The sequence below is a fragment of the Microcoleus sp. BM001215392 genome (genome assembly GCF_036700185.1).
Lineage (GTDB): Bacteria > Cyanobacteriota > Cyanobacteriia > Cyanobacteriales > Microcoleaceae > Microcoleus.
This window is the reverse complement of record NZ_JAUBOJ010000025.1, coordinates 1-18,681: the sequence shown is the minus strand read 5'-3', so window position 1 is coordinate 18,681 and position 18,681 is coordinate 1. Positions and strand designations below refer to the sequence as shown.

The following is an 18,681-nucleotide window of genomic DNA, read 5'->3' as shown; positions in this document are numbered from 1 at the left end:
TATTAGTACCTATGCCCTGCGCAAGCCAATGCCCTGCGCAAGCCCATGCCCTGCGCAAGCCCATGCCCGATTCCCAATGCTCTTTAAGGATTTTGAATTCGCGCAACCAAATCATAAAAAGGTTGCCAATTATCCTCAAGAGCGATCGGTTCCCAAACAGCCTCAATCGTAGGCCTCAACAGCGATTGTTCCGGATTGTGCTGGCGCAACCTCTGGGCCATCTTATCCATATCATCCGCCGACAAACCTTGCAAAACGTGAAAATAAAACTCCCGCCAAGGTGCTAACAACTCCGCAGGTTCCGCCTCGCTAAAAATTTGATTGACATCATCTCGCCAAGTGCGAGCAAACTGTCTGCGCAATTGAAAAAAGAAATCGTGATAATCAACTTGAGACTCAGCCAACATCTTAATTGTCAGCTTCAAAAGCTCATCACCATCAGCCTCAGGCAAATCCTCAAATCCCAATCTATTCAGCATCAACTGTCGGTAAGTAGTATTATAATACTCACCAAACTTAGCCAAAGCAGCATCCATATCAGCTTGAGAAATCGCCGCTGCTAGCGGTTGCTGAAGCTTCTCCAAATTTCCGTGACAAATAAACGGTTGATTCCCGTAACAATAAAGACCATAATGGTCAAAATAAGCCGCCGTAAACTTCGGATTATAAGTTGGAATAAACGCAAAAGGCCCGTAATCAAAACTTTCACCAGTAATCGACATATTATCAGTATTCAGCACCGCATGACAAAAACCTGCCGCCATCCACTGAGCGACCAATTCAGCTACACGCTTGACTAAATCCGCATAAAAAAGCGCATATTTTTCTTCCGGTGAAACACCAGAATTGCTAGCTTCTAGATGCAGTTCAGGATAATAATATTCAATCACAAAATCTAAAAGTTTTTTAATTAAGTCCGGGCGACGGATATAGTGCAACCTTTCAAAAGTGCCAAACCGGATGTGAGAGTGGCTAAAACGCACCATTACAGACGATCGCGTCGGAGAAGGTTCATCACCGCGCCACAAAGCATCACCCGTTTCAACTAAACTAAAACAGCGAGACGTGCGAACTCCCAAGCGGTGCAAAGCTTCGGCCGCCAAAACTTCGCGAACTCCCCCCTTGAGAGTCAGTCTACCATCAGCGCTGCGCGAGTAGGGAGTGCGGCCGGAACCTTTAGTGCCGAAGTCGTAAAGTCTGCCATCAGTGCCGCGAACTTGGCCGTACAAAAAGCCTCTACCGTCGCCTAAATTCGGGTTGTATTCGTTGAATTGATAGCCGTGGTAGCGGAGTGCGAGAAAGGGACGCACGCAGTGAAATTTGCCGAATGCTTGAATGAAATCTTCGTCGGTTACTTGGGCGGGATCTAAGCCCAATGTCGGCAATAATTGGTCGTTGCGAAAGCGGAGGATGTGCTGGGGAAAGTCTGCCGCTGGGACTTCATCGAAGTAGTCGCCGCCGAGGGATTCGAGGGCGGGTTCGTAGTTGAGCGAAAGCAAGGGATTTGACATTTTTGTATTGTATCGCACAACGGGCGATCGACCAACAATATTAATATTCATCCACAAACTGCTTGTGAACCCACAGCAATTCGCGGCGTCTGTTCTGCACTCGAACCAATCCACCAAAATCAGGATCTGTGGCTTTTAGCAGTGCGTGTAATTCTCGCAAAATAGAGCCAAAGGCTCGGATGGCTGCTTCGCCTTGTTGCCAATCACGGGCATCATTGTCGGCAGACCAATTAGTAGCTAATCTGTAGTGTTTATGGCCAAATTTGACCTAAATTTACATCAAAGTAAAATTTTTCCGGATCGTTGTAGTAAGATTTGTATCTATCAATAGACGTATGCTGTAAGTCATAAGTATTAGGTGCTAAGTGAATAAAAATTTTCATCCGTGCAAGCTATTGCGGGTGAAAGTTTTCGATCGAAATCATGGATATTATATCCGCTAGCATAGGTTGTGCAAGAAAGTTTTCTTGCTCACCTCTGCATTTATAGGAGCTCGGGGTAGTTTAATATTTCTGATTGCGTTTACGTCGAACTCAATTTTAGCAAAGACTGTGCGTAAATCATGTTCTCAACAAGATGGTAATTAATCTATGAGCAATCCACAAAATAATCCCAATTCAGGCCAAACAACAATCATTCAAAAGCCAGGGTGGAAAACAAAATTTAAAATAGCAACACATTGGACAAAAACTCTGATAATTCCTATGGCTTTATTTGGGGGAGCTGTCAAAACAATAGAATTTTTCGTGAATATGTCCCAAGTCCCTCAAGCAATATGTATTCTTACTCCTTTATGTCCGCCAGAGCCTCCTCCTCCGAAATGGATAGGAGTAAAAATAGAGGATGTGTACATAAAAGATTTGCGGAACTATCAACTTGAAACTACTTTATTTGTGAGTGATAAATCTCCATATGAAGAACAGGACAAGGATTTTTCTGTTATTAAAAATGTCGATCAAAATTTATCAAGAATTGGTGCTGGTAAAAAACAAAACTCTGGGCAATATGAAGCTGTTCTCAGAATAGCAAAAAACAATCGGAAACCTCTTTGTTTGAAAATTTATGGTCGGCGTCATTATCCAACTAGCGAATTCAAGAATATCATTGATATTAAGGATTTTCCTGACCCCAAAAATTATGATAGCCTGACATCAGAAGCACGCGATCGAGAATGTACACCTAAAACGCTCTAGAGCGTTGAAATTCCCTGTTAACTGTCAACAAGCGCATTACACCCGCAGTCCGGCAGGGGTTGCAAACCCCTGCCTCAAAGCAAAAGTCCTCTCAAAGAGGACTAATAGAAGTTGGGAAAAATCCAGTTTTGGTTCTAACAAAACAAAGGTTTCAGATTCTTTTTTAGAGAAATCTATCTGATGAATTCTGGAGTCCTCTTTCAGAGGACTTTCGCTATGAGACAGGGAATTAATTCCCTGGTGGACTGGGGAACAAGCGCGTATTTATCGCTTCCACAAAACCGCGCATTTATCGATCGCCCCGTTGGCTACTGCCTCCCCACGATACCGCACGCTTTCATTTCAAACAGGAACGAGAGTCGGCTCTAAAGTTGCCACTAATTTGAGATTGTACTCGTATTCAAAGGCTGGCTTTTTATAATCCAAACTCCAAAGTTCTAGAGCGCAATCATCATCTGGGTTCAGGGGTTGCAGCCGCAAGTGAAACTCTCGAACTTCCGGGCGGTGTTCGCATTTTAAATCAGAAATTGCGCCTATTTGCCGCCTGTCTAAAGCCACAGCCAGCCGCAGAAATGGATGCAATTTACTAACGACTTCTCGGTATGATTTTGGGAGAATTAAAAAATTTTCGTGCTTCTTTTTTGGAGGATTTTTTCGGTGGTAGCGCGCTATATTGGCAATTACTTCAATCTCTGTTTCAGTGTATCCCAATAACTCACCATTGCGAATTAAATAGTAAGAATGCTTGTGGTGTGCTGAATGACTGACGTACAAACCGCAGTTGTGCAGAATCGATGCCGCCCACAGCAACTCGCGTTCTTCGCTGCCCCAATTGTGCAGAATGCCTTGAGTTTGGTCGAACAAATTGAGTGCAAATTCGGCGGTTCTTTCGCTTTGTTCTAAGTTAACTTGATATTTTTCTGCCATGTGCATAACGCTGCGCTGGCGGATTGAACCTTGATAGCGCAAGCGGTTTTCTATCAAACCGCGGCTCAGCATCCAGTCAACAATGACGCCTTCTCTTAAAGATCGATCGCACACAGTGAGCGATTCCATGCCTAATAGTGCCATTGCTTCCTGCAAAATCAACGCCCCGGCGAGAATAATTTCCGCCCGCTTGTCCGACATTCCGGGAATTGCTAGCCTTTCGGAGTAGGAAAGTTTGCGGAAACGATTGACTAGCTCGCGCAAATCTTTTAAACTTAGCTGATATCCAGCCAGCGGACTGGGAACAGTTCCAAACTTTTCGCGAGCGTTAATTGCAGCCAGAGTTTCGATGGTTCCCGCAGTGCCGATCAAGCGCAGATCTTCGCCGATCTTGAATTGCGATCGCAATTCGTCGATCGGTCTTTCCAGCGAAATCCGAATATAAGCTTGCAAATAGGCAAACTCCTCCCGGCTAATCGGGTCAGTTTTGACAAATTCTCCTGTTAAGCGCACAGCACCAATTTTGGTACTGGTGAGACAGCGCGGTTCAGAACTATCTCCTAAAATTAACTCAGTAGAACCGCCACCAATATCAATAATCACTTGGGATTGATTGTTGAATTCCATTCCCGAAAGTACGCCGAGATAAATTCTCCGCGCTTCTTCCTGACCGGAAATTAAGCTAACATTAAGGTCTAATTCGTCAGCAACTTGTTTGAGAAAATCCCGACCGTTAGGCGCTTCTCGAACTGCACTGGTAGCCACAGCGATGACTTGTTCAGCATTAAAAGTTTTAGCAATATCTTGAAAACGGCGCAAAGTTGCGATCGCCCTTTGCATAACCTCTGACTTCAAACACCCTGTTTTAGCCTCGCAATCGCCCAACCGAACCGTATCTTTTTCTCTAGCAATAATCGCAAACGCAGGCAATTTGGGATCGATGCGCGCCACCACCATGTGAAACGAGTTAGTACCCATATCAATAGCGGCAATAATGCGATTTGACTCCGCAGCAGCAAGTGAATTAACCATTGGAGTGTATCGGGGTTGACAGATATTTATAATTATTTCACGAATCCAGTGAGGCGCGATCTTAAAATTAGCAAAAATCGGGAATTAGGGCATCGGGCATCGGGCATCGGGCATCGGGGATTGGGCATCGGGACATACATCACTTTTTTTAGAACCGCTATAGTAGGTGATTTTGCCTAAAATTTGATAGAATTTAAAGTTAAAAACCTAAAATCTAGAATTCAAATGCTGAAAGAGTCCGATCGCCCAACCGAATCCACATTGCTAACAGTCGCAAAGCTTTTGAGGTGGGACAAACCAGCAGGAAGGCTAATTTTAATGATACCAGCCCTGTGGGCCGTGTTTTTAGCAGCAGAGGGAAAGCCGCCCGCAGCATTGGTAGGGGTGATAGTGTTGGGCACCCTAGCCACGAGTGCGGCGGGATGCGTGATCAACGATTTGTGGGATCGCGACATCGATCCAGAAGTAGAAAGAACGCGATCGCGCCCCCTAGCATCCCGCGCCCTGACAGTGCAAACTGGAATAGGAGTTGCCTTAATCTCCTTTGCTTGCGCCGCGATTCTCGCATTTTATCTCAATCCTTTAAGTTTCTGGCTATGTGTCGCCGCCGTACCAGTAATCATCTGCTATCCGCTAGCAAAAAGATTCTTTCCCGTACCGCAATTAGTGTTATCAATTGCCTGGGGATTTGCAGTTTTAATTAGTTGGAGCGCCGCCGTCAATAAATTAGAATTAGCAACTTGGTTGCTGTGGGGTGCGGTAGTGTTGTGGACAATGGGATTTGATACAGTTTACGCGATGAGCGACAAAGAAGATGACTTGCGTGTGGGTGTAAATTCCAGCGCTATCTTTTTCGGGGATAACGTAACTAATGCTGTGGGTTTTTTCTTTGTTGGTACTGTCGGTTTATTAGCAGCAACCGGAATTAATCTGCACTTGCACGTCGGTTTTTGGATAGCAATTTGTGCGGCGGCAATTTTGTGGTTTTTGCAGTACAGTCAACTGCGAAAAGCGGATGTTCCCAAGCCTGTTTACGGTCAAATCTTTCGCCAAAATGTTTGGGTTGGGTTTGTAATATTGGCGGGGATGATTGCTGGGGAGATTTTTTAACGAGTAGAGCGGGAAATCCCCGCCTTGAAAGAGCAATATTAGTAATTATTGTCAGGTGGAAAAACGCCAAATCTTAATAGTTCTGTCTCGGCTACCACTGACGAGAGTTTGTCCGTCAGGACTAAAAGCAAGACAATAAACAGTGTCTGAATGTCCTAGAGTGTGAATCGCTTCTCCGGTAAATAAATCCCAAATTCTAATAGTGCGATCGGCACTACCGCTGGCGAAATATTTGCCGTCAGGACTAAAGGCAACAGCATAAACATCATCCGTATGTCCTGTCAAGTTGCTTTTGAGTTCTCCACTGCTTAAACGCCACAGTTTAATCGGTTGCTTCGCGCCACCGCTGGCGAGAGTTTGTCCGTCGGGACTGAAGGTTACACTATAAACGATGTTGTCGCTAAAGAAAGAACGAGGCCAACCAATAGGGCCGTCACCAGGGCCGTTTAAATTGCGGATTTCTCTGCCTGTGTGAAGATTCCAAAGCTTGATATTGCTGTCGAAACTTCCACTAGCAATTATATTGCCGTCGGGGGCGATCGCAACGTCATGAACGGCCCAAACATGACCTCTGAGAGTGTGTCGCAATTCCCCAGTTTCGAGGTTCCAAACTTTCACGGTACTATCAGCGTGGTGCCCGCTGACTAAAGTTTTGCCATTGGAGGTTAGGGCGATCGACCATACAGAAAGAACCACCCAGTCATTGCCTTTCAGAGTGCGTTTCAATTGCCAGCTTTGAGTATCCCACAATTTAATAGTACCGTCGGGATTGGCACTGCTGCTGGCAAGACTTTTTCCGTCGCTACTGAAAGTAACGCAAGTCACACCGCCAGAATGTTCGGTGAGATTTTCCAGGAGTTCTCCTGTTGTCAGGTTCCACACTTTAATCGTTTGATCGAGACTGCAACTAGCGAAAATTTGACCGTCTGGGTGAATGGCGACTGATTTAATAACGTCTGAATGATCTGTGAGAGTATATTCGGTTTTCCAAGTTTTTTTAACTTCCCGAAATGATTCTGGTAATTTTGTTTCTGTTTTACTGAAAAACCTTGCCAAGTCGGAGGTTCAACAGCGGGGTTTTGACAAATTATGGGCAACCAGCTAACGCCACAATATTCCTGATTCCAAATGTCTTCTAGCTTTTTACGTGCCGATAGTACCGACCCATAAAAAGAACGCTTAAGAGCAAAATTAGTCAAAAAATACTGCAAAAAATCCTGTGCTACTCGATCGGGTACTGGTTCTCGCATCACAATACTTTGAGGAATTTGTAATTTAGCGAGTTGGTTGGCCAGTCCCAATCCATCACAAGAATTAAAAATAGCCAGTTGCAAACCGTGGGAAATCGCCAGCTTCAGTGTATTTTTAAGCTCATCGATATTTATACTTTCATCACGATTAATTTCAAATGTTCCTATTTTACCATCAACTGTTGAGCTATGACCAGCAAAAAAGAAAATATGCCATCCTTGTTCATCACTAAGCCACTCGATAAGCTGCTTTTTTGTTGGCTGTTCTAGAAATTTACATTCGGTCTCGTCTGGGTCTAAAAGTTCAAATATTTGCCTGTCAAACTGGATATCTATACCATCGCTATTGCCTAAAACAGCGAGAATCCTGACTTTTTCAGCCTTCAGTCGTGGTTTCCCAGGGCAATAATACTCAGGTTCGCTTAAGGCAATTTCAGCTTTTGTGTAATTACCTGCAAATAAATCCCAAACCTGCCAAGGAAGCTGTCTTAAGTCATTATTTCGTGTTTGAATAATTAGTCTAATTTCTTCAGACTTTCTCAAATTTTGCTGTAAACAGTCTCGGATCTTTTGCCACTCAGTATTTCCAGAGTTGAGCCATTCGTTGATGCTGCATACTAACTTTTCAGCAGAGTCTTTACAAGAAGATTTACTCTGGCGTCTAGCTGTCGCACGAGATCGATTTCCTGACGCATCGTTAGAAAGTGGACTCACCTTTTTACTAAATGCAGCTTGCCATTCGCCAACTAATTGAGGAATATGAGATGCAGCGGGTAGATGACCTCTAACTACAATTTCAGGGCGTAATCCCTCTTGCCCAATCTCTAAAATGGCAGTAAACCCAAGCTCGAAGTTTCCTTCTGATAAATTCAAAATTACAAGCTTTTCCATTTATTTATACTTATTATGTTTCATCCACTGAACTCAAAAATCTTCTGTTATACTAACATCTCCCCAAATAATTTTGATACTGAAAAGCTCTGTAGGTTCGACACCAAATTCTAGTTCTACGGAGTCCTCTGCATCTGCTGTTTGTTCTTCCATAATAATAGCTTCTGATTCATCGAGGACTATCACTTGTAAATTGGGTGGCAAATAAACTGCATTATTAGTGGGATAAACCCAGACAAAAATCCCAACTTCTGTCTCAGATTCAAGTGTTGTCTGGACAACAAGTGCGACTGCATGATTTCCCCCTAAATCAATTTCTTTTGCTCGCCTGATACTATTTTCAGGTACTGGGATATCCACGGTTATAGAACGAGCTTGATTCCTGGATAATATAGATTCAACCGATTGCCAATCCTCAATTAATACGAGACTACCTGAGTCGATTTTTTGTGTTTTAACGATCGCATTTGGAGAACGTTGCTGAACCTGAGCCACGAGTTTGTCAATTAGTGGCTTATCTATTTCTTCAATGGTAGCTCTCAACTCTAATAACCATTTTAAGTCCGATGATGGAGGGTCTTCCAAAGGGAGAGTTTCTTCAACAATGTCTTCCCAATTATCCACTCCTACAGCTTGACAAATACTGACAAAGTTATCTTTCCAGATGGGAATTCTTCGCCAAAACTTCCTCAAAGCTGCTTGACCGACTAAGGCATTTTCATGCCAAGACACAGCAATTTTTGTCCATCCCTTTTTCTTTCTGGCTAAGTCAATAGTTGCTAGTCCTTTTTTTGATGCTTTGAGTGCGATAGCCATTATTACCTCTACTTAACTGCCGATCTAATTCATTTGTAGTTAATCCGATCGCTTTTAGGGGTAGTACCAGAAGCAGTACCAAAACCAACGCAGCCAAACCCAGAGCCAACAAGCATCCTAGATGTATGGAGACAAAAAAGTTAGGCCTAACTCGGTTGTCCTTTGTTCAAAAAATTGACTTGGAGACAAGAGTATGAACTGCAAAGTATTGATTTCACCCCTCCTCATCTGCTCGATCGCGCTCGGCAACATAACCTTGGTACTAGCCGCAGTTTCAGGTGCTTCAATCGCTCGGATAGCCCTTGGGTCAGCCACCAATAACAGGATACCGGAAATTTGTACCGATCGACATGGGAACGAATACCCCTGTCCCTGATTGATACTAAAATCTCAAATAAGTGCGATCGCCCTTTCCCTACGATCGCACTTCAGTAAAATCCACGCCAAAAACAGAATTCCCAGATACCCGACTTCTTAAAGCAGTCGGGTATCTCACAGCGCGATTCCCTACGGGATAGCTACGCTTCACGCATTTTACATTTAATTAGAGCCACCTAATTGCTTCAGACGCTGACGAGCCTTACCAATGTAAACGTCTTCATCTGGCTCATCGGAGTTAGCATATTCCAGACAGTGTTTCCAAGCTTTCACAACTTCTGCATCATTCCCCAGATTTTCGTACACTTGGGCCATAATGCCATAAGTTAAACCCCGATCGCTCCGTAGTTTAATAGCCTCTTGCAAATTGTCCAAAGCTTCTTCATAGCATCCTTGTTCCTTCCAAGCCCAACCAAGGTAGGTTAACAACCCTGCTTTAACTATTTTGTCATTCTCAACTTTCTCCGCTTTCACCAGCTTTAAACCTAGCACGATTTTTTCAACTGATTTCCGCAAATCTTTATATTCAATGATATACAAACGGCCCAACTTGCAGTAAGCAGCAGCCAAGCCTAGGAATGCTGCATCCTGATACAGTTCCATCGCCCGATCGACCTTTCCTGCTTCTTCATACATCAATGCTTGATTGTAGTAAGTCACTGCATTGTCCGGGTTGATTTTAATAGCTAACTCGAAGTTTTTTCTCGCTTCTATTAATTGGCCAGCTTGTTTTAATTTCAACCCTCGATTGTTAGCTTCCTTCGCCGCATCAAACAAAGTCATTTCTCTGCCTGGTGCTTTCGGGTGCGATCGCTTCTTGATTGCTTCTTCCATCGCCAGCTTGGATGTTTTTTTAGTAACTTTTTTTCCTTCTCCAATCACCTCTGATACTAAATTCCATAAACCCTGAGCCAGCCTTCTCTCGACATAGTTAGGGCTGTAGTTAGAAATGTTCATATCTGCATAATCCACATCCAGCCAGCTTAGACGAATAATTTCTTTTTCTACAAAATCTAGGGACTTGCCTTTCTTTTCCAAAACCCACTCATCCAACAGGATCAACATTTGTTCAATTTCCATTGCTTTCCCCAGTTAATCTATTTTTTTGGTAATTATAAAATATTTTTTGTGAGTTTTGTGACTTTTGTGACTTTTTCATAAAAGTTGTGAACTTTGTGTGTGAATTTTAGCATTGTTTTGATTAGGCGAATCCTAGAAAATATGTATAAGTAACGAGCTGTACAAAACTAGGTGTAGGTTAATTTTCTCAAATTTTCCCTACAACTGTTCAATATTTTTCACAGTTTAACATCTAATTCGTTTACTAAGAGGACTATTATGGCTCCCATAGATAAATTGAGATTGGCATTAGAACAATATTCCGATCGCACTCCTCAAGACGAGCTGTTATGTCAGCTAATTTTAAATATCTGTTCGCTATCACGGGAGAATCCGCAGCGTCGAAGATTGATGAATCGGTTATTGCAGCAACTGCAACGCTTGCCAAAATTGTCAAAAAGTTCTCATTTATGTTATTATGAAGCCCTCAATAAAACTTGGGAATGGTTAGACAATAATCTTCACAAATTCGAGCCGCGATTTGCTCCAATTCAAGACTGTATTTTGATCTGGATTAACCGTCATCTCAAGTATCGAATTTATGATTTATATGCTAAAAAGCATCAAAATATTCTTCCGTTAGATTTAGATATTTTAGAAGGCAGCGGATTTTATAATGACTCTTGGGATGTTCAAATCGAACAGATTGAGAGACAAGAAAGACAAGCTTTAGCACGGGAAATCGCCAAATATTTCGATCGCGATCCAGAACAAAAACTGCGGCGCTGTCATCCTCGAAACCGTCCCGACTGCAACTGTCAATTTATTGTTCAAAAATTGTTCTTGCAGGAGTCGCCAGAAAAAATGTCCACCATCGCCCGACAGTTGAATATCAAGACACAGACTATTTACTCTTTTTGGAAAAGGACGGGATTCTCAAAAATGCAAGCGATCGCCCGACAAATTGCTCAAAAAAATTCTGATGTCATGTCTGGCTTTTCTGCCGATCGCACCTTCTATATAAAGTTATATTACAAAAACATAAACTTCGCATAAAAACTCCGGCGCACTCCAGATAGATACATAGCGGCGGAAGTTCAGCGAGTTTGACCCACACCCTGTGTGAAGTTATATTACAAATCGCATAAAAACTCCGGCGCACTCCAGATAGATAACTGTCAGCCCAAAATTATCGAATCAATCAAGGTGCAAAATGTCTAATATATCGATCGGCAATCTCAACGACAACTATATCTCGATCGACTTCGCCGGAAAAACTGACCCCACAGACACCTATCGTTTTAATCGGCTCAATCCCGGTAGCTTCCGAGTTACGGCTGAAGGGTTTACTTCCGTTGTCGGGATGCAGCTTCTCGACACTCAGGGAAAAGTTGTCAAAGACATCGAAACCAACGGCACAAATTCGGGAACTTTTAGCATCGATAATTTGGGTGCAACAAATTATGCACTCAAAATTTCTGCACCTTCCCGCGATACAAATTACCAAGTTAGTTTAACCCCAGACGGGAAAGTCGATCCGCTGACAGGTTTAGGCGTTACCTCCGGTTTCTTCACTCCCGATTCAACGGGTCAAGTTGGCTTTGATTGGTTGCACGACGGCGGCAATTATCAAGGCGAAGTTGCCATTTTTAGCGTGCAGGGTATGGAGAATTTCGATCCTGCTTCAGAGGAATTTATCGAAGAAGCAGCAAGACGAGCTTTGAGCAATTCTTTATTCGGTCACGTAGTAATTTCTGACTCCATTGAAGGTGCAAATCCGCTATTTAACGGCCGTCTAGGAGAGGACAATTATAACGAAGGAAAGTACAGCGGGCCGAAAACATTTGCGATGAAACCGGGAGAGCCTTTTGCAGTGATGCTGGTGCCAAATGGTACTGTCCGAGATGTCTTTAATAATCCCGGTGCTGACGGTGACAAACGCCCGCTGTTGTCCTTATCTAGCACTAATCCAGATGATGCTTTTCTGTACGGACAAATAGCAGATGTCACTGGCAATGGCAAGGCATTTGCAATGGAAGATCAGCGCGTCGATGAAGGTTCGGATAAAGATTACAACGATTTGGTTTTCAATTTAACAGGTGCGACTGGTAAAGCAGTGGCGATCGACAAAGTTATCGATCCAAAGAAGGATTGGACTAAACTTGATGGCGGCAAGAAATTGCTCGAATATGTCACTCCAAAACCACCAGTAGCCACAACACCACCAGTTGTTGTACCGCCGACAACTCCACCAGTTGTGGTACCGCCGACAACACCGACTGTAGCCACAACTCCCCCAGTTGTTGTACCGCCGACAACACCGCCTTTAGCCACAACTCCACCAGTTGTGGTACCGCCGACAACACCGCCTGTAGCCACAACTCCCCCAGTTGTGGTACCGCCGACAACTCCACCTGTAGCCACAACTCTACCAGTTGACCCGAAATCGGCTGTCGTACCGCCTGTAGCCACAACACCAGCAGTCGTACCTCCAGTTGCGATCGCACCGGCAATAGTACCTCCAGTTGCGATCGCACCCGCAGTTGTACCGCCTGTAGCCACAACACCAGCAGTCGTACCTCCAGTTGCGATCGCACCAGCAGTCGTACCTCCAGTTGCGATTGCACCAGCATTACCAAAACTGACTGTTACACCGCCTGTAACAGTAAAACCTCCGATCGCCCCCCCAGCTCCTGCACAACCACCTGCGATCGACCTACAACCGCCTGTAACTGAACAACCGCCTGTTGAAACTATTGTGCCACCAAAGGTCGAGCGCGCTTTTGTGGGCATCATCGATACTGGGTTTGCGCCGAACAATCCCGATTTGGATTATTCTAAAGTGACATTGGGGCGCGATCGCATCGACAAAGACAGCAATCCCTTATTTACTGCCGGAGAAGGGAACGAACACGGCACGTTTAGCTGGGGTTTAGTAAGTGCAATTCAAGGTAACGATAAAGGCATTGATGGCTATAACGATGGGGCGAATATTTATCTAAGTCGGGCGATTGGTTCTGGGGAATGGGATTTAGCTTTAACTGATTTTGTGAGTGAAGCGAAAGGACAAAAGCAGAAGAATGCGATCGCCCTTTTGCCGCTCGATTTAACTCAAAAGAATGCTGACGGAACCATTACCACTCGTTACGAGTTTACCAACCGAGAACGTGCTGCATTAGAAAATGCGCGTCAGAATGGAGTGCTGTTAGTTGTAGCGGCGGGAAATGACGGCGGTGTGATGTCAGTTTTGGGTCAATCTTCCCAGGAGTTTGAGAATATTCTGACGGTTGGTTCATCTGATGGATTTGGGCGATCGGATTATTCCAGCTACGGCTACGGTTTGGATATTTTAGTGCCCGGAGGTACGATCGACAATCCGACTTTATCGACTGTTGGCGATGATATTGGCACGATGTCGGGAACTTCGGCATCGGCGGCTAAGGCGGCGGGGATGGCGTCTAAGGTTTGGGAGGCTAATCCCGATTTGAATCCTAAGCAAATTATTGACATTTTGACTGGAAGTGCGATCGATTTGAAGGAGCCCGGATGGGATCAGGAAACGGGTTTTGGGGTGGTGAATTTGAATAAAGCTGTGCAAGTGGCGAAGGAAACTAAGCCGCAAAGTTACACGCCTAGTCCTTTCTTGAGTCCGACAACTTGGGGTTTAGAAGGAAAAGTCACGCCTTGGGAAAGAGCGACTTATGACATAAAAACAGGCAGTTTCACCTCGATTATTTGGTCAACTAATGGTGTTAATCTTCGCAATAGCACGAATTTGAGCGATCGTAGCGATGTGAATATTGGATACAAAGGTCAGGTTTTCACTTTTGATGCTTGGACTTATGGGGAAATAGTCCCGGATCTCACGACAGGTAAGCAAGACGCTTTGTGGTTTCGGATAAATCAAAACGGCAAATCTTACTGGGTACCGAGTGCATACACGAATGGCTACCCGCCTGGAGACCCCCCATTACTGCCTCCTGCTAATTCCAATCCTGTAGTAACTCCACCTACTACCAATCCCAATCCCAATCCCGTCGTAGTACCTCCACCTAATTCCAATCCCAATCCCAATCCCGTCGTAGTACCTCCACCTAGTTCAATTTCTCTCAACGGGCACACCATTGGTGGCAATTTTTATCCCGTTTTCCAGAATTATAAAGGAACGCTGGGTAATCCTACTTCCGATGTCATCAACTATAATGGCGTGAGCTATCAGACATTTGACAAAGGGTCGATCGTCAGCAGTAAAAATGGAACTTTTCCGCTTTATGGTGCTATCCGTCAGGAATTCTTGAAAACAGGTGGATTGGATGGCAGGTTGGGTGCTCCAACGAGTGCGGAAAAGGGCCAAGGCGATGGAACGCTAATCCAATACTTTGAAAAGGGTTACATTTCCTGGAATGGCGTAAAGGCGATCGCATATCAGGAAGGCAGCAAGCCACCAATAGTTCAAATACCTAGTAACATCCCTAACCAATCTTCTAGCTCTAATCAACCTCCTCTGTTCTCAAATCCATCATCAAGCAATCCTTTACGAGGATTCCGTCATCCTCTTGGCTCGGGGGAGCAAACTCCTATCGTTTGGACACATTGGGATGGTTATGGTCAGAAGTATGCAGTAGACCTTGGAATTAGCTCTGGAGCTCGCTTTGGTACACAAGTATATTCGATGAGAGCGGGGACAGTAGTTGACTGGCGAGATACGACTCCAGATAAAAGTCCCAATTTGCTAGAAATTGACGATTACAATGCAGGAACAACTGCTAATTTTTTAGTAATTAAGTTGGATGATAATGACGGTGTAGATGATGGCTACCGAGCCATGTACTTACATTTGCAACAAGGATCGATCCCGTCAAAATTCAAGCAAAAAGGTGCGCGTGTTGAGGCTGGAGAACCGATCGGAAAAATTGGTTATAATGGCGTTTCGCAGGGAGTTCATTTGCACGCAGAAGTGAACACTATCAATGGTTCAAATATGTGGTCTAGACAAACTGTAGCCTTTCAATGGAAATGATCTAATAGATACATATCTTCTCAACTTAATGATGATAAGATATGTATCGCCTTCCGCCAATTCTAAGTAACAACAAAAAGGATCTCGCCCGTTATACAATCAGAAAGAATCTCGCCTTTAATCACCGAAATTCACAAAGCCGATCGCTCATAATTCATCCAACGAGCGATCGCCCTTCGTGCATCCGTGTTAATCTGCGTCCATCTGCGGTAAAAAAAGAGCGATCGTCCTTCTAATAATCCAGAAGGGCGATCGATTGTTTTATAATCAGAAGGGATCTCGATTTTTTTATAATCAAAATGGCGATCGCTCAAAATATTTCCCATTCACAACCAATGAATCCAGCCGCACAACAACTTGCCGATTTAACAGGACAAACCTTATCAGAAGCGATCGCCATACTGGAGAGTTACGGGTTCCAATTTAAAACTAGCACAAAAGGTGGCTATCAAAGCTTTGAACACCCAGATGGTAGTATAATTAACATTAGACCAAATGGTGAAATAGTCCGTACAGGGCCTCATATACGCGGGACGGAGGGCAAAACTTACCGTCGTCGATACAATCGAGATGGAACTCAAATAAAATTTGAACCAGGGGCTAAGACACATAATACCGGAGAAAAAGTGATTCTATGACAACCGCGATCGCACTCAACCTCAAAACCTTTTTAGAAGACTTAAAAAGTGCCGATTTAGTAGGGGTTTCACTTCGCCCTCAAAATCTTGGCTTGCGTTTAGACTTCACCTTTGGTCCCGAAGTCGGAGATGTCGCGATCGAATTCGATCGCATTCTTCACCTAGTGATTTCTCGCCCCATCAATTCCGATGATGAAAATTACTGTTTTTGGGTAGGAGAAGTCGAACTCAGAAAGCTTGAAGAAACTGCTGAAACTTTCTTATCTTCCCTGTCCTATCCTTTCAATTTTCCTGCTAATTTAGATTTATCTGCTTTGAGTCATTTTCGGTTGGAAGGGGATATTTTTATTGAAATAATTTGCGAATATTATAAAATTTTTCAGGAAGTTAAAAATTAATGTCTATTTTTTAAGCTTTCTCAATCAATCATGGCGAGATCCCTTTCTCAGCCAGACTCAAAAAGGATCTCGCCCATAATTCATCAAAAGTGCGAGATCCCTTCTGACATCTGCGTTAATCTGCGTCCATCTGCGGTAAAAAAGATCGAGATCCCTTTCTAATAATTCAGAAGGGATCTCGCTCGTTTTATAATCAAAAGGGCGATCGCCTGCTAACCTCTTGATTGTTTATTCTTTAAAAGGCTTAAAACTTACAAAGCAAACACGATTCTGAGAGCTATATCGATTTTTATTATCACCTCTGGTTCAAGTTCACCTCGGATATCTACCCCACGAGAACTATAATCAATAGGGCGCGTTTGCAAACAATCAGCAATAGATTTTTTTGTTAATCCATTTCTTTCAGATGGTTCAATCTCCACATTACTTTTAATCTTGGCTTTTTTTTCACTCCAAGCAGTAATTGGAACAACCTGGATTACAGGAACTCGCTCATTATAAGTATTGTTAGTCACAACAACACAAGGTCTAATTTTTCCGGTTTCAGAACCCTTAGTTGGATCGAGATTAACTTCAATAATTAAACCGCGTTTCAATTTTATAGCTTCAGCCATTCTTCTAAACCTAATTCCGTCAATTCTTGCAAGTCTGTATCTTCCTTATATATTTCTGCATAGAGAGCAGCAGATTCTTCCAATCGCTCCGCTTCTAATGCTAACTCCAGGCGTTTAATGGCGATTCTTACTACTTCATTTGCGTCTTTAAATCCATATTTATGACAACTTTGGAGAAATTTTATCTGAGATTCATCCAGTTCAAATGTTTGCTCTTTCATCACAGTAAAAAGTCAGGCTAGCTTTGGTATATTACTCTTTAAGAGTGGGATTAAATAAACTGCTACTTTAATGATAACATACATTTCCAAAAATTCCTAAATATGAGCCGATCGTCCATAATTCATCAAAATAGCGATCGCCCCGATCTCATTTGCTATAATCTCAAGTAGTATCTCATTTACCAACAGCCATCGACATGACCGATGAAGAACTCAAGCAACTAATAGAAAGTAACGCTAGGGCAGCTCAAGCTATTTTGGATAGCATGGCAGAAGCAAGACTCGAACGACAGGAACTTCGAGAAGGAATGGTACAACTACAAAATGCTGTCGTGCAATTGATTAATGTTCAGTCAGGAATTGCTAATTTACTTACTTCTCTAGATGAAGATCGTCCAACTGTCCTGAGAAAGCTAACCACAATTGAAAATAAACTGGATCGACTTCTAGAGCAAGAAAATGCTCAGTAAGTAAAAGAGCGATCTCCGTTACCCAACAAGATCGATCGCCCTTCTGACATCCGCGTTAATCTGCGTCCATCTGCGGTCAAAAAAGATCGAGATCCCTTCCTAATAATCCAGAAAGGCGATCGCTTTTTTGGGTCTGATTAAAAGAGCGATCGCTTCTACTTGTAGGATGGAATAACCGCTTCCATCTCCCAATTTCCATGACCAACCCCATCCAGCAAGAAGCCCGCCAAATTCTCGATAATCTCGCCTTTACCCCCTTCGATCGATGCCATCCCCTCAGCCGCGACTTCGACACCATTCCTGCTAAAGTTGGTTTGTACGCCTTTCGACATCGCACCGAAGGATTGCTCTACATCGGCAAAGCCAAGAACCTCCGCGATCGACTGCGAGGTGGTCACAAAGCCTTCCTCTGGGGCTGGCTCGATCGCTACGATCCAGATGATGTAAGAATCGCCTTTGTTACCCTCAACCAATGGCAAAAACCAGGGTTATTATATGAATTAGAAACCCTCATCCTTCAAGCTACAAATCCTCCCTACAACGTTAAAATCCCCAGAGAACAATGACTCAGACCCTCAAGATCCAACACTTACCACCAGAAGCTATTCATTCGCTGATGACCCATTTGCCTGACTATGTGAAACTCGCCCTGATGGAAAAAGCTACACAGCTAGAATGCTCTCTGGAAGCTGCGATCGAAATGGCGATCGCTAGTTTTCTAGACTCAGAAGCTTTCAGCTTTGAAGATTGCCTATTATCGCAACGTCTTCAGGAATCAGAACTGGTAGAATCTTCGCAAAGGAAATAGGGTGCGAGATCCCTTTTGGAACTATTCGCAAAGGGATCTCGCCCGTTTTATAATCAGAAGGGCGATCGCTCTACCAGTGCTCATTCACCCCCATCCAAAACCCAATTTCCATGAAAGATGTCATCAGGTAACATCCTAGCTGTCACAGATGTTCTCAATTTCCTTGTCAGTGGAATCGATAAAATCACCCTCGAAACAGAACTTACCGCTTCGGGTTGGATATCCACTCCAGCTAGAGGAGGCTCAAAAAGCGGTGCAGGTACAATTTGGACAAGCCCAAACACTCAATACAGTAGATCTCTTGCAAAAGTCGAAATGTATATGTAGGGGCGTAGCATTTGGGCG

At 43.7% G+C, this 18,681-nt stretch carries 18 protein-coding genes; 9 read left to right on the top strand and 9 right to left on the bottom strand.

Going from position 1 to position 18,681, the window contains the following annotated elements:
- Positions 1-83: 83 nt before the first annotated feature.
- On the bottom strand, positions 84-1,511 hold the full coding sequence (locus QT974_RS04995) for a protein adenylyltransferase SelO (RefSeq protein WP_333467429.1): 1,428 nt from the start codon (positions 1,509-1,511) through the stop codon (positions 84-86).
- A gap of 590 nt (positions 1,512-2,101) precedes the next feature.
- On the opposite strand from QT974_RS04995, the gene QT974_RS04990 reads away from it, so the two are divergent.
- Entirely contained in the window at positions 2,102-2,704 is a 603-nt protein-coding gene (locus QT974_RS04990) for a hypothetical protein (protein ID WP_333467416.1), read from the top strand.
- 342 nt (positions 2,705-3,046) lie between these two features.
- Here the strand turns inward: QT974_RS04990 and QT974_RS04985 are convergent, their stop codons facing one another.
- On the bottom strand, positions 3,047-4,663 hold the full coding sequence (locus QT974_RS04985) for a Ppx/GppA phosphatase family protein (RefSeq protein ID WP_333467415.1): 1,617 nt from the start codon (positions 4,661-4,663) through the stop codon (positions 3,047-3,049).
- Positions 4,664-4,888: 225 nt separating this feature from the next.
- On the opposite strand from QT974_RS04985, the gene QT974_RS04980 reads away from it, so the two are divergent.
- Complete coding sequence (locus tag QT974_RS04980; RefSeq protein ID WP_333467414.1) at positions 4,889-5,773, top strand: 4-hydroxybenzoate solanesyltransferase; 885 nt, start codon at positions 4,889-4,891, stop codon at positions 5,771-5,773.
- 51 nt (positions 5,774-5,824) lie between these two features.
- Here QT974_RS04980 and QT974_RS04975 read toward each other — a convergent pair whose 3' ends face one another.
- The 4 genes from QT974_RS04975 to QT974_RS04960 all read right to left on the bottom strand — a co-directional run bounded on the left by QT974_RS04975 (position 5,825) and on the right by QT974_RS04960 (position 10,188).
- Positions 5,825-6,709 (bottom strand): WD40 repeat domain-containing protein, encoded by an 885-nt coding sequence (locus QT974_RS04975; protein WP_333467428.1) that lies wholly within the window; start codon positions 6,707-6,709, stop codon positions 5,825-5,827.
- Positions 6,643-7,914, bottom strand: coding sequence for a CHAT domain-containing protein (locus QT974_RS04970; protein ID WP_333467413.1), 1,272 nt, complete (start codon positions 7,912-7,914; stop codon positions 6,643-6,645). Before QT974_RS04970 ends, QT974_RS04975 begins: the two co-directional genes overlap by 67 nt.
- A gap of 33 nt (positions 7,915-7,947) precedes the next feature.
- A complete protein-coding gene (locus QT974_RS04965) occupies positions 7,948-8,730 on the bottom strand; it encodes a DUF1822 family protein (protein WP_333467412.1) in 783 nt (260 codons plus the stop codon).
- A gap of 540 nt (positions 8,731-9,270) precedes the next feature.
- Positions 9,271-10,188 carry a tetratricopeptide repeat protein gene (locus tag QT974_RS04960; protein ID WP_333467411.1) on the bottom strand — a complete coding sequence of 306 codons (918 nt, stop codon included), beginning with the start codon at positions 10,186-10,188 and terminating at the stop codon, positions 9,271-9,273.
- A gap of 258 nt (positions 10,189-10,446) precedes the next feature.
- Between QT974_RS04960 and QT974_RS04955 the strand changes: the two genes are divergently transcribed.
- Both QT974_RS04955 and QT974_RS04950 read left to right on the top strand, forming a co-directional pair.
- On the top strand, positions 10,447-11,223 hold the full coding sequence (locus QT974_RS04955; RefSeq protein WP_333467410.1) for a hypothetical protein: 777 nt from the start codon (positions 10,447-10,449) through the stop codon (positions 11,221-11,223).
- 157 nt (positions 11,224-11,380) lie between these two features.
- On the top strand, positions 11,381-15,187 hold the full coding sequence (locus QT974_RS04950) for a S8 family serine peptidase (RefSeq protein ID WP_333467409.1): 3,807 nt from the start codon (positions 11,381-11,383) through the stop codon (positions 15,185-15,187).
- Positions 15,188-15,318: 131 nt separating this feature from the next.
- On the opposite strand, the gene QT974_RS04945 is transcribed toward QT974_RS04950, so the two are convergent.
- A complete protein-coding gene (locus tag QT974_RS04945) occupies positions 15,319-15,513 on the bottom strand; it encodes a hypothetical protein (RefSeq protein WP_333467408.1) in 195 nt (64 codons plus the stop codon).
- Between the two features lie 9 nt (positions 15,514-15,522).
- Here QT974_RS04945 and QT974_RS04940 point away from each other — a divergent pair, with 9 nt between their 5' ends.
- The gene (locus QT974_RS04940; protein WP_333467407.1) at positions 15,523-15,825 is read left to right on the top strand and encodes a PASTA domain-containing protein; all 303 of its coding nucleotides are present in this window, start codon (positions 15,523-15,525) and stop codon (positions 15,823-15,825) included.
- Positions 15,822-16,223 (top strand): hypothetical protein, encoded by a 402-nt coding sequence (locus QT974_RS04935; RefSeq protein WP_333467406.1) that lies wholly within the window; start codon positions 15,822-15,824, stop codon positions 16,221-16,223. Before QT974_RS04940 ends, QT974_RS04935 begins: the two co-directional genes overlap by 4 nt.
- Positions 16,224-16,474: 251 nt before the next feature.
- On the opposite strand, the gene QT974_RS04930 is transcribed toward QT974_RS04935, so the two are convergent.
- Positions 16,475-16,837 (bottom strand): type II toxin-antitoxin system PemK/MazF family toxin, encoded by a 363-nt coding sequence (locus tag QT974_RS04930; protein ID WP_333467405.1) that lies wholly within the window; start codon positions 16,835-16,837, stop codon positions 16,475-16,477.
- Complete coding sequence (locus QT974_RS04925) at positions 16,822-17,058, bottom strand: hypothetical protein (protein ID WP_333467404.1); 237 nt, start codon at positions 17,056-17,058, stop codon at positions 16,822-16,824. The genes QT974_RS04930 and QT974_RS04925 overlap by 16 nt, the downstream gene beginning before the upstream one ends.
- A 197-nt stretch (positions 17,059-17,255) precedes the next feature.
- On the opposite strand from QT974_RS04925, the gene QT974_RS04920 reads away from it, so the two are divergent.
- From QT974_RS04920 to QT974_RS04910, 3 genes are all read left to right on the top strand, one after another.
- Positions 17,256-17,528, top strand: coding sequence for a hypothetical protein (locus QT974_RS04920; RefSeq protein WP_333467403.1), 273 nt, complete (start codon positions 17,256-17,258; stop codon positions 17,526-17,528).
- A gap of 197 nt (positions 17,529-17,725) precedes the next feature.
- Positions 17,726-18,094 carry a GIY-YIG nuclease family protein gene (locus QT974_RS04915; RefSeq protein WP_333467402.1) on the top strand — a complete coding sequence of 123 codons (369 nt, stop codon included), beginning with the start codon at positions 17,726-17,728 and terminating at the stop codon, positions 18,092-18,094.
- Positions 18,091-18,336: a hypothetical protein gene (locus QT974_RS04910; protein ID WP_333467401.1), complete on the top strand. Its 246-nt coding sequence runs from the start codon at positions 18,091-18,093 to the stop codon at positions 18,334-18,336. The genes QT974_RS04915 and QT974_RS04910 overlap by 4 nt, the downstream gene beginning before the upstream one ends.
- Positions 18,337-18,681: the final 345 nt, after the last annotated feature.